Source organism: Bacteroidota bacterium, assembly GCA_018831055.1.
Lineage (GTDB): Bacteria > Bacteroidota > Bacteroidia > Bacteroidales > B18-G4 > M55B132.
The window spans coordinates 12691-27605 of the sequence record JAHJRE010000017.1; the positions used below are offsets into that span (position 1 = coordinate 12691).

The following is a 14915-nucleotide window of genomic DNA, read 5'->3' on the forward strand; positions in this document are numbered from 1 at the left end:
TTCACTGAATCGAATGATATGCGGATACTGAGACTCAAATTCATTGTCTTTTTTATTGCAGTTGTTGCTTTTTTTATCAATGATGTTAACGGACAAAGGTTTCTCGGGGCAGTGGCTTTGGGAGGTAACCTGTCGAGGCTAAACGGTGATGAAGCCGATGCAGGGCTTACATACAACAAGTTGGGAATGAATGTTGCCGCTGCGGTTATCCTGCCTTTTGGGAAAAACTGGGATCTCACCCTTGAAACTTCATTCTCACAGAAAGGCTCCCGTCAGGGTGAAAACCCGGGCAACGATTATCCCTGGAAATACAACTTGCGTTTGAACTATGTAGAGGTCCCCCTCCTGGTGCATTATATTGATAAAAATATAATACGTGCCGGATTAGGTATGTCGTGGGGAAGGCTTGTTTCATACAAGGAAGTTGAAGATGATGGGAACCTGACTCCTTATACCGATGTGAAGAAGTTTGCCGATAATGATTTCAGCGCGGTGGCTGACGTAATGATACGACTTTTCCATAAGTTTCATTTAAACCTTCGCTATAGCCGTTCCGTTGTACCTATCCGGACCCGGCAATTTACCTATATTCCAACCAGTCCTCCCGATCCCAATGCCCCGGGTGTTACCAGGGTCTGGGAGCGTGATCAGTTTAACAGCGTTATTACATTAAGGCTGGTCTATATTATCAATGAAAACCTGAGTGAGCGGGAGTAAATATGAAACAGGCAGAAGATCTGATCCGCCTGCTGAACCTGCAGCCACACCCCGAAGGAGGTTTCTATCGTGAGATTCACAGATCGGATGATGATCTTCCGGAAGAATCTCTTCCTGAAAGATATACAGGAAAAAGATCGCTGATAACATCCATTTATTATCTTCTGAAGGGTAACGATTTCTCCGCATTCCACCGTCTCAGGTCAGACGAACTCTGGCATTTCCATGCCGGCGAGGTCCTTGAGGTGTTTATACTGGGGAATGACGGAACCCTGAACATACGAATGCTCGGCCCTGATCCTGGCAGTGGTCATCAATTTCAGGTAATGATTCCCAGAGGTCACTGGTTTGCTGCAAGACTAAAAGATTCAGGATCGTTTTGCCTTACCGGATGTACGGTAGCTCCGGGATTTGATTTTTCGGATTTCGAACTTGCTGAGCGGTCTCAATTGCTACAGATTTTTCCTGAACATAAAGAATATATTATTCAATTAACACGGGATCAGGTTGTTCCGTAGGTAAGTTTTCTCCATAGCCATTCAAGAGGCCCAAAGCGGAACCTGCGAAGGATCAGCCAGCTTAGCACAACCTGGAAGATAAATATCCCCAGCGCAATAAGTAGAAGCTGGTCGAGCCTGACCATCCCAAACATACCAAGACCATAGCCATAAAAAATAAGACTCCCGATCAGTGATTGCATGATATAATTGCTCAGAGCCATCCTTCCTGCAAATGAAAAAGGTTTGAGAAGGAAGCTTCCGGCGCGGAAAGAGGTAAGCAGGACAATCAGCAGAAAATATCCGAAACCAAAGAACAGGTTCATGAATTCATAGCTTCCCATATACGTTGCTGCCATGAGGTTTTCATTACCGGATGCCAGGGTTGCAGCAATATATTCAAAGGTGAAAAACAGTAAAACAGCGATAAGGCTTATTATTAGCAGGAAAGAGAAAGCAATAGCACGATGCGAATTAATGATCTTCAGGATGGAGTGTTTACTGATCAGCATACCCGCTATGAAAAGCGACATTATCTTGGGCCAGTAATAAAGAGTGTTGATATAGCGGAATGCCCAGAATTCATGTATTCTCAGTTTCATGATTTCAAAATAGTTGCCATGGGAATATACAGGCAGGACATCTTCCATCGTGTATCCTGTAAGAGACGATAGGGAATCCGGTATGGATGGAAAAAAGGAGTGAAGAAGAATATAGAACGCCGGGAAAAAATAAAGGAATGCGGATAAAATGATTAACCAGGATGATTTCCACTTTCTCAACCCCAGAAGGATGAATCCAAGAATAGCATAACCCAGCAGGATGTCACCTGCCCAGAAAAGTAAAATATGGAGTATCCCGAAAAGCATCAGGAAGAAAAGCCTGCGTGAATAGATGATCCTGAAGCTTTTTTCATCGGCCCAGGGTTTTTGGTAGATCATATAAAAGCCCATTCCAAACAGCAGTGAGAAAAGGAAGATGAATTTGTCGGAAGCAAGTCCAATGATCAATTGATAGATATTTTTCATTCCGGGATCTTCAATGGACCCGTAAAAACCTCCAAAGTCAAATAGCGATGCATTATAGCCCAGGATGTTGACAACGAGGATGCCGGCAAGGGCAAATCCCCGCAAAATGTCAATCTGTAAAATGCGATGAGTAGGGCAGACGGGATGTGCTTGCCTCATAATGGAATTATTTCCGGTAAAGATAGAAAAATGACCGGCATTACAAAGGCAGTGAAAAGATTACGGTTGTTCCCTTACCGGGTTCGCTTTGAATCTTAATATCTCCATTATGCCTTTTAATGAAATCACGGCAGAGCACAAGGCCCAGTCCGGTTCCCGAATTCTCCGGCATTTTTAAAGGGCGGTCATGTTTATCAAGACTAAAGATTTTATCCTGAATTTCTATAGGAATACCCGTACCGTTGTCATTAATGCTTACAAAAAACATATTGTTTTCAATACGGGAAGTAAGGATAATACGTCCATTATCACCGGTAAATTTGATGGCATTGGAGATAATATTGCGGAAGACAGTATCGATCATGGGTTTATCGGCGAATACCGTGCTATCTTTAGCAATTCCGTTAATTATATTAATATGTTTTCTGTCAGCGGTACTTTTCAGCATCATTATGTTTTCTTCGGCTGTATTTTGAAGATTAATCGGCAAGGGGTCGAACTTAAGGTTTCCTTCCTGCGAAAGCGCCCAGACCAGCAGATTCTGAAGCAGTTCAAATGATTTCCCGGATGAATTGCGAATTTGCCGGATAAACTTGATCCTTTCCTCGTCGGTCAGGGTGTAGTATTCACTAATCAAGAGATCGGCATACCCCAGGATTGTGTTGAACGGGCTTTTAAGGTCGTGGCCTATGATGCTGAACAGCCTGTCTTTGGTTGAATTTATATCCTGAAGTCTCTGTTCCGAGGCCTGCAATTCCCTGGTTCGTTCTTCGACCTCCTTTTTTAGTTTTGCAGCATAGCGTCGGCTGTTAAGGATGCTCCAGACAAAAATGGCCAGAATAATTACAAACACAAAATAAAGGGCAATAAACCAGCTTCTGGCCCAGAGTGGTTTTTGAATGGTAATAATTGAGGATGTTACCTCGGGGCTCCAGATATTCAGTACATTCCTGGCCCTGATCTTGAAAGTGTACTCGCCGGGTTTGAGGTATTGGAACCGGTATGAGTTGTCAAGTGCCCTGAATTCAGGTGACCACTCCTTATCGTGTCCCTCCAGGAAACATTGATAGTATAGTTGGTTCTCATCAATGAAAGAAATGCCCTGAAAATGAAAAGTTAGATTGTTTCTGTTATAGGGTAGTTTTACAGGTTGAGAAAAATCAAAGGTATCTTGTCCGGCAACAAGATAATCAAGACTTAGCAAGGGAGGGGAGATTTCTGAAATATCTTTGTCAAATTCTTCCCGGAAAAGAGATAATCCGTTGTTTGTACCCAGCCAAATCCTTCCCTTATAATCGCATAGCCCACCGTCACGGTTTATTTCCTGCCCGGCTAAACCATCGTTAGTCGTGAAATGCTTTAAATTCCTTCCATCCCAGCGGAAAACCCCGTTATCGGTTCCAAACCATATCCTGTCGGAATTATCGCTGAAAATAAGGTACACCGGGCGGTCGATACGAAACGGTTTACTCCTTAACCTTACTACGGAGTCATTTTTTATTTCATACAGTCCGGCAAGCGTTCCTATATATAATGTTCCGTCCTTGTCTTCAAATATAGAATAGGCACTTTTAGCAGCAGGATCCTCAGTATCCCAATGCAATTTCGTCCATTTCCCTTTCTTTTCCCGGGCAACCCCGTTGTAGCCGCAGATATACATCGAATCGTCGGAACTGAAGAACAATCGCCGGATGGAAACATTGTCCTTGTAAAAATAATCTGTTGGTTCAAAACGACCATCCTTCAGTACATAGATTTCATAATCGGTAGCTGCAAAAATGTCACCCTTTCTGTTTGTAACCACACAGCTGACATTTTTACCCTTTGCAAAATCCCTGTATTCTACTATCCTGTTATCGGGAGTTATTTTAACCAAACCATAAAAAGAAGTGGCAGCCCAAATGTTCTTCTTGTCGTCCACAAACATATCAAGGATTCTTTGATCCATATTGTCAAACCCGGGTCGGCTGGGAAACAACAGTTTACTGAAGTTCTTGCCATCGTAAAAAGTCACCCCGCCATGATGCCCTATAACAATTATACCGGGCTCGGTTTCAACAATGGCAGTAACTTCATTGTCGAGAAGACCATGATCCGTGGTGAAGCTGACAAAACAGCGGGACGGAATTTTGTTTACTCCTCTTAAACTGCTGATCCAGAGGTTGTTTTCATGATCAAAGATCATCCCTGTAGCTCCCTCTGTGATCAACCCGCTCCTGATCCCTATATGTTCCTGGTAGCTGGATCCCGGATCAAGGTAATAAATGGTCAGAGGATTGGCGACGTAAAGCCCTTTGTGTTTGTCAGGTAATATTCTGACGTAAAATGAGCGGATATCTGTTCTGAAGCTTACATTCCTGTTAATGAGTTTAAATTTTCCATCCTGGAAATATCCTGTCCAGGAAGTACCGGCTACCCAAATCCTGCATTTGCCATTTCCCGGATTATCGATATTTATCCCCAGCAGGTCAACAGCGGGAAGATGCCGGTTCATTTGATCCGCTTTGGATAAGGTGTCTTCCGAATACGTGTAAAGACCCTCGTTAGTTGCTATATATAATACCGAATCACAAAATGCCATGCCACTGATAATTTCCTGTTGCAAACCATGGCTTTGGTCTAAAGTTATAAGGCTCTTATCCTGGTAAATGCATATTCTATGAGAGCCACCCACATAGAATGTGGGTTTGTCCTTTTCATATTTTACAATAAAGGATGAATACGGATAAATAAGGTTATCCGTACTGTCAGGCTGCATTATCTTCCATTTTTCACCATTATAACAGGCAAAATGGAACCTCCCGTTTCCCGGCAATGCCCATATCAGACCTTTCTCATCCAGGAAAAGTTTTTCATAGGAACTGATGCGAAGGCCATCCATCACACCATGCGTTTTCCAGCGCAAACCATCAAAAGATGAAATGCCTGCCCTGGTGGCAAACCACATAACCCCTGACGAATCCTGAATCAAATCGTAGACTTTTGAATTCGCAAGCCCTTCGTTTTCAGTGTAATGATGAACAATATATTGCTGGCTGTAAATCCTGTGATTAGGCAACAACAGGAGGAGGATTAACACCCCCGACAAGCTGAAAGCTACTTTCAACTTGTTAAAAATTTGAACGCATTTGGTCATATGGTTCAAAGTATCTGGTCAATAATAAGAGTCTGCAAGAGTTGGGTCTGGTCTTTAGAAATTCAAATATAGTATAAACATTAATACCATCGGATAAAATTATGTTGATTTATTACTTTACCTTAATTCCGCGAAAAAAAATGCCACGAATGCACGAATGAAAAATAGTGCCACGAATGCACGAATTTCTTTTATTCGTGCATTCGTGGCATTTTAATTTATTCGTGCATTCGTGGCATTTTAATTTATTCGTGTATTCGTGGCATTTTTTTAAATACGCTTGCAGATTTGAGGCTTTACTAAAAACTTCAGTCAATCAAACTGATAGTGATTGTTTATCAATAACATATATTTAACACGCTTATTTCAATATCCTTATTGGATTATCTTCCACCTGATCTTTACCTGGAAATTGGTTACATCGTCTGATTCCCGTCTTCCTTCAAAATGGCTGTAATCAACAGGATTAGAAAATATCATTATTTTTTCACCCAGAAAACATTCGTGAAGGAATTTAATTTCAATGACATCGGGGACATGCGTACGGATAAAATCATTTGGGAGGGCATCGATAACCCATTGCAGGTATTTGCTATTATTGGCATGTCCGTAATGATCAATATCGGAGTAAAGAATTTTATGTTCCCCTGCCGGGATTAGTTGTGTGCCTTTTTCGAATGCAAATGTTTTGAAATCCCCGGCCAGCTCTTCGTGGCATAAGTATTCTAATTTTTGCAGTAATTCAGTGTTTTTAGGCCTTTTTGTTTTCAGATCGATGATCAGATAGGTTGCTCTGACCGTTCCGATAGTGTCACCCGATTTATCCTTTATTCTGAATTCACGGAAGGCCAGGTATTTTTCACGGTTTGCCGGCCAAGTATCGAGGGAAATATGTTCAAGCCAGCCGGGGTAGGATTCAATTTTGATTTGCAAAACCAGGAGTACCCACCCCATATCTTTTTCAAAAGTTTCTTCCATGCCAAAACCCAGGTGGTCGGCATGGTGCCACGCTGTTTCCTGCAGGAAGTTGCAAAGTGCAGGAATACTTAGTTTTCCATCAATGTTACAGTCGTACCAGCGGATTTCGTACTCGTCAGTCCAAACAGGTTTAAGTTCCATTATAAGAATATGATTTTTAGCCGTGAAGTTATTCTTTATCCTTAACGCTATAGTATTTTGCCTCTCTTAAAAAGTACATAGCTATGGGAAGAGAAAGCGGGCTGCTAATATCCATTCTTTCCGGGTGCCACTGGACAGCCAGCAGGAAGGGTTTTTGTTCTGGGTTTTTCCATTGGATAGCCTCGGTCAGGCTGTCGTTTGCCCGGGCAATTGCCTGCAAGCCTGGTGCAAGTTCCCTGATGCCCTGATGATGGTTGCTGTTGACTATTCCTGTTGCAACAGAACTTGTCTTGTGTAGCAGGCTCTCTTCCTGGATAATTACCTCATGCCGGCAATTCAGATAATCATCACAACGGTGTTTGACCATTGTGTCGGTTTCAGTGGGCAGGTCGGCGTACAGGGTGCCTCCCTGGGATACATTGATTATTTGTAGTCCGCGGCAAATGCCCAGAACAGGCAAGCCCAACTGTAATGCCCTGCGAATCAGTTCTAATTCCAGTGCGTCCCTTTTGAGACTTATGTCTTCGAAAATGCTTGTATCGGAAGTGCTGCCATAACGCGACGGATGTACATCCCCTCCTCCGGTGAGAAGCAGTCCGGAGCATGTTTCCAGCACCTTCATGGCGGAATCGGCAGGAATGTAATATACATCGATCAGAACTACTGTGCTGTCGGCTTTTTTGATCCATTTCCCGTAATTACCAAAATCTCCGGGTTCGGATGCCTTTGAAACGGCAATGTAAACCGGTGGCGTTTCAGTCTCATGCCGTGTACAGGAACCCCAAACGATAAGAAGCAGTGATAATGTGAAAATCAGGGTAATACGTGTTTTCATCTTTCAGAATGTTTAATGATTAAAAGTAACGATTATTCCAATGATTGCAAGGCAAAGTAATCCACCGGCGCGTATTCGTCCGTGAGAACCGGTATGCCATCTTCTATTTGCAGGCTGACAAGTGTTTTAAGATATGCGTCAAGTTCCGCATTATCGCTGCGGAAAGTTGGTTGAAGCTTACTTTTTAGTGCTATCAGGATGATGCTCTGCATCTGATCTTCCTGATATCCTTCAATGGCCTTGAAAAGATATACCTGCGGAAACACTTGTTGGTACGTTTTTAATTCTGCTTGCAGAAAAAGGCTTCCTGGGCCTCTGAGGGAAGAAATGACATTCAGGATAATTGCTCCATCATCGTTCAACAGGTCGTATTGTCTTTGCACAGATTGCAGCGTGGTTAATTGCCAGGGAATGGAATACATTGATTTATATGCATCCCCCAGGATAGCATCATATTTTTGCTTTGAGCGGTTCAGAAATGTGCGGCCATCTTCATGAAAAATATTTAACCGGGAATTATCTTTTAAACGAAAATATTCATAAGCCAGCCTGGTGACTCCAGGGTCAATTTCAACGACGTCGATGCTTGCATCTGTATAATGGTCAATATAATACTTTGGAAATGAATATCCGGCGCCTCCAAGCATCAGGCTGTGCCGGAAATCCGGCACAAAATGTTCAGCCAGCTTATAATATCGGGTGTAAGGAAAAACAAGTGAATCAGAATCCATGAACATAGCGCTGCTGAGTTCATCGTTGATCATCATAATGCGGGAAGGCTTACCACTGAATGGATCCGGTATATCCAGGATGCGGACCCTGTTGTATTTTGTGTCAACATCAGCGAGAACATCTTTACCGCTTCTTCCTGATAAACAGATCAGAAACGGAAAAGAAGCCGGAATAAGCAACCAGAATAAAACTTTTTTCCTGGTTAAGCCGGTGAAGAGAATCATTCCTGATATTAATACCAGCAGAATTGAAAGTGCAAAAAGGATTTTTGTTGTTCCAAAAGCCGGTATAAGAAAGAATCCTGCCAAAAAAGTCCCGGCAATGGATCCCACAGTGGAAATAGCATAGAGGTTTCCTACTGTACGTCCACTCGACTGCAGATTGCGGATTTTCAACCTGACAGCATAAGGGGTAACCATTCCCAGGAAAATACTTGCCGGTGAAAATAGTACTATCGAGGCAATGACGGCAGGAAGCCTGATTCCCGGCAAAATACCGGAGAGCGAAGAGAGAAAGCCTTCCCCGATCCAGGAAGTCAAAGAAATTGCAATGGCTGCACCCAGAATGACAAGACCCAATGCCCCAAAATACGGCTTACGGTCGGAAAGCATGCCTCCCAACCAGTACCCGAGGCTCAGACTACCTAGTATGATACCGATTAGGCTGGTCCACACAAACATCGATGTGCCCAAATAGGGTCCCAGCACCCTTGAGCCCAGGATCTCAAAGATCATGACTACGGCTCCGCAAAGAAATACTGTCAGTTCAAGTAATATTTTACGCATTTTGATTTGTGTTTAGTCTCTCCCGTATCATTTCCGGATCAAACAGATAGTAATCTTTGGTAAACTCCACGAACTCATCCGTATGAGTCCCATCGGCATTTCTCATGGTTAGGATTTCATTTTTGATACTGTCTGAATGTGAACGCGAAAACGACAACAATATCCGGTTGGGTCTTTTTCCCTGAATTGGAATGAAGGTCAATTTGTTTTCAAGCCAAAGATTGTGAATCCGGGCAAGTGAAAGGAATGAGGCTTCTGCCGTTGATGGTAGAACCACATTGAAACGACCTGCAGGTAACAATAAGCGATCAACGGAAATAATCAGTTCTTCCGGAGTCAGCATATCATCGTGTCTGGCCAGTTTTCTTTGCTGATTGCCGGGTTTAAGCGATTTACTGAAATAGGGAGGGTTGCTGACAATAAGTCCGAAGCATGATCTGTCATGCAAAGCCAGTTCCTGGATGGAGATCTGTCTGGCCTCTAATCGCTCTTTCCATGGAGAAATCCGGAAGTTTCGGGATGACTGTTCCACGGAAGCACTGTCAATATCTATGGCAAGTATTTGGGATTGAGATCGCTGAGCAAGCATCAAAGCAATGATCCCACATCCTGTACCTGCATCAAGGATGCGGGATACTCCTCCGGTTTCTGTCCATGCCCCCAGCAAAACCGCATCCGTGCCAATTTTCATGGTACTTTGGTCGTCGTATAAATAGAAATATTTGAAATGGAAAGGTTTGCTCATGGTTTATTAAGGTCGATCAATCCTTCCGGAGCATTGATGGTTATAGTCTTTTTATTATTGTCCATACCCAGGATGATATCCTCCGCAACCGGTATCATGATCTCATGAGTTTTCCCGGAGATCAGAATGATATCCTGGACAGTACCGGCGATCACCTCCTTTACTACGCCGATTTCACCGTATGTAATGTCACTTACCTTGTAACCCTCTATTATTCCTGGGTTAATACTTTTCCGGAATTGTTTTGGGATTTTATCGATGGATAGATAAACGTCCCTTTTGATAAGAGGTTTAGCCGTTTCAGGATTGCAGATGTCTTCCAGGCTTACCCAGACATTTTTACCTTCCCCTGATATTTCCACAACATAAAACGGAATAAGCCTGTTATTGAGATCAATCCAAAGGAAGTCGGCCTTTTCTGCCAATGATTCCCAGGGCAGATTGAGCGCAATCATCAGTTCCCCCTTGATCCCGGGTGATTTGACTATTTTCCCTGCCAGAAAAGCTTCTTCCTTGTTCATGATGGTGAATTTAATTCAAACCTACAGGAAAAAACCATTTAAAGCAAGTTTTTTAAGATTATGTTCTATTCTTTGCCAGTTGCAAAAAAAAAGCCGGGATGATTCCCGGCTTTACTATAGAGTGAAGTTTTCTATTCTTCCTTTTTTTCTTCTTCTGTGTTTTCAGGAGCAGGTTCTTCAGCAACAGGAGGTTCGGCTGTGGATTCTGCTTCCGGTGCAGTTTCGGGTTCGGCTACTGCTTCCGGTTCAGGTGCAGCTTCCGGTGCAGTTTCGGGTTCGGCTACTGCTTCCGGTTCAGGGGCAGCTTCCGGTGCAGTTTCGGGTTCGGCTACTGCTTCCGGTTCAGGGGCAGCTTCCGGTGCAGCCTCCGGTTCGGCTATTGCTTCCGGTTCAGGGGTAGCTTCGGTTTCCGGGCTTGCTTCTGATGCCTCAGCTTCAGCAACTTTACCAAGTTCGGCAGCGCGTTTCTTGGCAAGTTCTTTTTCTCTGGCTTCCTTAACCTTGCGTTCGGCTTCGAGTTGCTTTTTCTTGTCTTCCTTTCCGGTCAAAAGGATTTCCTTGGCTTTGTTCCTGTATTTATCCTCTTTTTCGTTTAACCACGACTGGAATCTGGCTTCTGCCTGTTCCTCGGTTAAAGCACCTTTTTTAACTCCGTTAAGCAGGTGGTTTTTGTACAATACACCTTTAAAGGAAAAGATGGATCGTACCGTGTCGGTTGGCTGTGCTCCGCTTTGTAACCAGTAGATTGCCCTTTCGAAATTGAGGTCAACCTCTGCAGGATTGGCAACCGGGTTATAAACCCCGATCTTCTCAACGAACCTTCCGTCACGTGGTGCACGACCATCCGCAATAACGATGTGGTAATAGGGGCGACCCTTTTTACCTCTTCTTTGCAGTCTGATTTTCGTTGCCATAATTGATAATAAATTGATTGTTTTTATTTTGGGGTGCAAATATCCGAATTTTTTTTTGATTTATGAAACGGGCATGTTAAAAAAACACAAACAGGAATGAAACATTCCTGCAAACACTTCTTCAGTTTTTAAAACTTTTCAACAGCGGGAACTTTCCATAATGCAAAATGTTACTTTTACAAACAGCGATAACCCAGGAAATCACTTATTTCAAAATGCCTGATTTTACTCATTTACATGTACATACTCAGTTTTCTATTCTCGATGGTGCGGCAAAAATTCCGGACCTGCTCGATACGGCTGTTTCATTGGGGATGGATTCACTTGCAATTACGGATCACGGGAATTTATATGGTGTGCTGAATTTTTTTCAGGAAGCACGGGCAAGGGGGGTAAAACCTGTTATCGGTTGTGAAGTATATGTGTCAGCGCGTACCCGTCTCGATAAATTTGATAAGGTTGACCGCGACAGCTTTCATCTGATCCTTCTTGCCAAGGACCTGGAAGGTTACCGCAATCTCAGCCGGCTTAGTTCCCTTGGTTATACAGAAGGCTTCTATTATCATCCCCGGGTTGATAAGGAGCTTCTTCGTAAGTATCACCATGGACTCATTGCTTCCTCAGCTTGCCTGGGCGGTGAGATCCCTAAAGCTATAATAAATAGGGGAGAAGATCAGGCTGCCCTGATTCTGGAAGAGTACCTTGATATTTTTGGTGAGGATTTTTATCTTGAACTCATGAACCATGGGCTGCCGGAACAAATGGCTGTAAACAAAGTGTTGCGGGATTTTTCGGTCAAATATGGTGTGAAGTTGATTGCCACGAACGATGTGCATTTTATAAGGAAAGATGATTTTGAAGCACATCATATTCTTATTTGTCTGAATACCGGCAAAGATATTGATGCTGAATCGAGTCTTTCCTATACAGGACAGGAATACCTTAAATCGAAAGAGGAGATGGAGACGCTATTTCCGGATATTCCTGAAGCTTTGGCAAATACACGGGAGATAGTCGGAAAGGTTGAAAATTATGATATAACTTCCAAAAAGATTATTCTGCCGCATTTTCCGCTTCCCGGGACATTCACGAGCGAGAATGAATATCTCCGGCACCTTACGTATGAAGGAGCAAGTAAGCTTTATCCTGATTTAACCGATGAAATCAGGGAAAGAATCGATTTCGAATTGTCTGTGATCCGGCAAATGGGTTTCCCGGGTTATTTTCTGATTGTTCAGGACTTTATCAGAGCTGCGAAACAAATGGGAGTGATCGTGGGGCCGGGAAGGGGAAGCGCTGCAGGTTCAGCGGTCGCATACTGCACCGGCATTACCAATATTGACCCCATCAGGTATAATCTGATTTTTGAGCGCTTCCTGAATCCCGAAAGGGTCACCATGCCTGACATCGATATCGACTTTGATGACGAAGGCAGGGATAAGGTCTTAAAATATGTGGTGGAGAAATATGGGCGGGAGAAAGTGGCTCAAATTGTAACATTCGGGACTATGGCGGCTAAGCTGGCCATTCGCGATGTTGCCAGAGTGCTGAAACTCCCGTTGCCGGATGCCGACCGCCTGGCAAAACTGGTTCCTGAAAAACCCGGGATATCACTTTCTCAGGCCTATAATGAAGTTAAAGAACTCAATGATATCAAGAATGATGGGGAAGAGCTTCAGAAAAAAACATTGCTTTTTGCCGAAACCCTTGAAGGATCCGCACGCCACACGGGTACACATGCTTGCGGCGTGATCATCGGACCCGATGATCTTATGGATCATATCCCTCTCAGTACTGCCAAGGATTCCGATCTTCCGGTTACGCAATATGACGGTAAGCTTGTTGAATCGGTGGGTATGCTGAAGATGGATTTCCTGGGATTAAAAACCCTGTCGATCATTAAAGATGCAATAGAGAATATACGTCGCAGGCATAATTTCGAAATTGATGTTGATAAAATACCCCTGGATGATAAAAAGACATTTGAGCTGTACCAACGGGGTGACACGATCGGCACTTTTCAGTTTGAATCGGATGGCATGCGTAACTATCTCAAGGAGCTGAAACCAAATAACATAGAAGACCTTATTGCCATGAATGCCCTGTATCGTCCGGGGCCGATGAACTTTATACCCATTTATATCAACCGCAAGCATGGGCGGGAAAAGGTTGAATATCCACACCCGCTCCTGGAAGAAATCCTTAAACCGACCTATGGCATTATGGTTTATCAGGAGCAGATCATGCAGACAGCTCAGCTCATGGCCGGTTTCTCCCTGGGAAAAGCAGACCTGTTGCGAAGGGCCATGGGCAAGAAAAAAATGGATGCCATGGTGGAACAAAGGGCGGAATTTGTAAAAGGTGCAGAATCAAAAGGCATACCCGGTGATATTGCCGATGAAGTATTCAGTATTATGGAGCGCTTTGCCGAATACGGTTTTAACCGTTCCCATTCGGCTGCTTATTCGGTGATCGCTTACCATACGGCATATCTTAAGGCAAACTATACTGCTGAATATATGGCAGCAGTGCTTACTCACAACCTTAGCGATATCAAGAAGATCAAATTCTTTATCGATGAGTGCAAGCGTCAGAATATCGATGTCCTTGGGCCGGATATCAACGAAAGCAGCCTGCACTTCACGGTAAATGAAGAAGGACAGATCCGGTTCGGTCTGGGCGCCGTTAAAGGTGTTGGAGAAGGTGCCGTTATAAGCATCCTGGAGGAAAAAGATCAAAACGGACCGTTTAAAAGTATCTTTGATTTTGCCAAAAGGGTCAACCTGCGCAATGTAAACCGGCGTTGTATAGAAGCACTGGTGATGGCGGGCTCATTCGACGGCTTTGAGGGAACACACAGGGCTCAGTATTTCTATCGGTCAGATACTGAAGATAGTATTTTTCTTGACAAAATCATACGCTTCGCATCAGGATACCAGGAAAGGATCAATTCAGCTCAGCAATCTCTTTTCGGTGACGAAGTTGAGGTGGAAATTGAAGATCCGGCTCTTCCCGATTGTAAGCCCTGGTCGAAACTCCAACAGCTTAAAAATGAAAAAGATGTTACAGGGTTTTATATGTCGGGACACCCCCTGGATAATTATCGTATCGAAATCGAAAACTTCAGTAGCTGCTCACTGACCGATCTGAATCAGAACCTGAGGCAATATGAAAACAAGCAGATCTCATTTGCCGGGATGATCATCTCAAGCCAAAGTAAAATTGCCAAAAATGGTAAACCCTTTGGATTATTCGTAATGGAGGATTATACCGATACCCGGTCTTTTATGATATTTTCGGAGGAGTACCTGAAAATGAAACATTTCCTGGATGATGGTGCCCATGTGCTGGCCCGTGCACGTGTTGAAAAAAGATTTAACAGTGATGACCAGCTCGAGGTCAAAATCTCGGCCATGATCTTGCTTCCCGACGTGTTGGAAAAATTCACCAAAAGCATCCGGCTTTCCGTGAATATTTCCGATCTTGACAGCAATCTTATTCGAAAAATTCAACAAATCATCCAGTCACATCCTGGAACTTGTCCCGTAAGAATCAATGTGCGTGATCCTTTGGAGAAGATAGGAGTGGAATTGAAGACAAAAAACAATAGGGTCAATCCCGCTGAATTTACCAGGGAAGTACAGAAAGTCAAGGAAATTGAATGTAAACTATTCTGATGTAGAATTGTTATGTCTATCTACATCGCAATAAATTAATATTTTTGGTG

The 14915-nt window shown here is 43.4% G+C and carries 11 protein-coding genes; 3 read left to right on the top strand and 8 right to left on the bottom strand.

All coding sequences use genetic code 11. The features are described 5' to 3' along the window. The first annotated feature begins 18 nt into the window (after positions 1-18). Positions 19-717, top strand: coding sequence for a PorT family protein (locus tag KKA81_01255; protein ID MBU2649535.1), 699 nt, complete (start codon positions 19-21; stop codon positions 715-717). Positions 718-719: 2 nt separating this feature from the next. Beyond that, positions 720-1235: a cupin domain-containing protein gene (locus KKA81_01260; protein ID MBU2649536.1), complete on the top strand. Its 516-nt coding sequence runs from the start codon at positions 720-722 to the stop codon at positions 1233-1235. Here KKA81_01260 and KKA81_01265 read toward each other — a convergent pair. From KKA81_01265 to KKA81_01300, 8 genes are all read right to left on the bottom strand, one after another. After that, positions 1220-2401 (bottom strand): DUF418 domain-containing protein, encoded by a 1182-nt coding sequence (locus KKA81_01265; GenBank protein MBU2649537.1) that lies wholly within the window; start codon positions 2399-2401, stop codon positions 1220-1222. The genes KKA81_01260 and KKA81_01265 overlap by 16 nt on opposite strands. 40 nt (positions 2402-2441) lie before the next feature. Then, the gene (locus tag KKA81_01270; protein ID MBU2649538.1) at positions 2442-5507 is read right to left on the bottom strand and encodes a hypothetical protein; all 3066 of its coding nucleotides are present in this window, start codon (positions 5505-5507) and stop codon (positions 2442-2444) included. 405 nt (positions 5508-5912) lie between these two features. Next, positions 5913-6656 carry a hypothetical protein gene (locus KKA81_01275; GenBank protein ID MBU2649539.1) on the bottom strand — a complete coding sequence of 248 codons (744 nt, stop codon included), beginning with the start codon at positions 6654-6656 and terminating at the stop codon, positions 5913-5915. Positions 6657-6684: 28 nt separating this feature from the next. After that, positions 6685-7491, bottom strand: a complete 807-nt coding sequence (locus KKA81_01280; GenBank protein MBU2649540.1) for a gamma-glutamyl-gamma-aminobutyrate hydrolase family protein — start codon at positions 7489-7491, stop codon at positions 6685-6687. A 32-nt stretch (positions 7492-7523) separates the two neighbouring features. Further along, complete coding sequence (locus KKA81_01285; GenBank protein MBU2649541.1) at positions 7524-9008, bottom strand: fused MFS/spermidine synthase; 1485 nt, start codon at positions 9006-9008, stop codon at positions 7524-7526. Beyond that, positions 9001-9753, bottom strand: coding sequence for a methyltransferase (locus KKA81_01290; protein ID MBU2649542.1), 753 nt, complete (start codon positions 9751-9753; stop codon positions 9001-9003). The genes KKA81_01285 and KKA81_01290 overlap by 8 nt, the downstream gene beginning before the upstream one ends. Beyond that, on the bottom strand, positions 9750-10274 hold the full coding sequence (rimM, locus tag KKA81_01295; GenBank protein MBU2649543.1) for a ribosome maturation factor RimM: 525 nt from the start codon (positions 10272-10274) through the stop codon (positions 9750-9752). Before rimM ends, KKA81_01290 begins: the two co-directional genes overlap by 4 nt. Before the next feature lie 131 nt (positions 10275-10405). Continuing rightward, entirely contained in the window at positions 10406-11188 is a 783-nt protein-coding gene (locus KKA81_01300; protein ID MBU2649544.1) for a 30S ribosomal protein S16, read from the bottom strand. A gap of 215 nt (positions 11189-11403) precedes the next feature. Here KKA81_01300 and dnaE point away from each other — a divergent pair, with 215 nt between their 5' ends. Continuing rightward, positions 11404-14865, top strand: coding sequence for a DNA polymerase III subunit alpha (gene dnaE / locus KKA81_01305; protein MBU2649545.1), 3462 nt, complete (start codon positions 11404-11406; stop codon positions 14863-14865). The last annotated feature ends 50 nt before the right edge of the window (positions 14866-14915 follow it).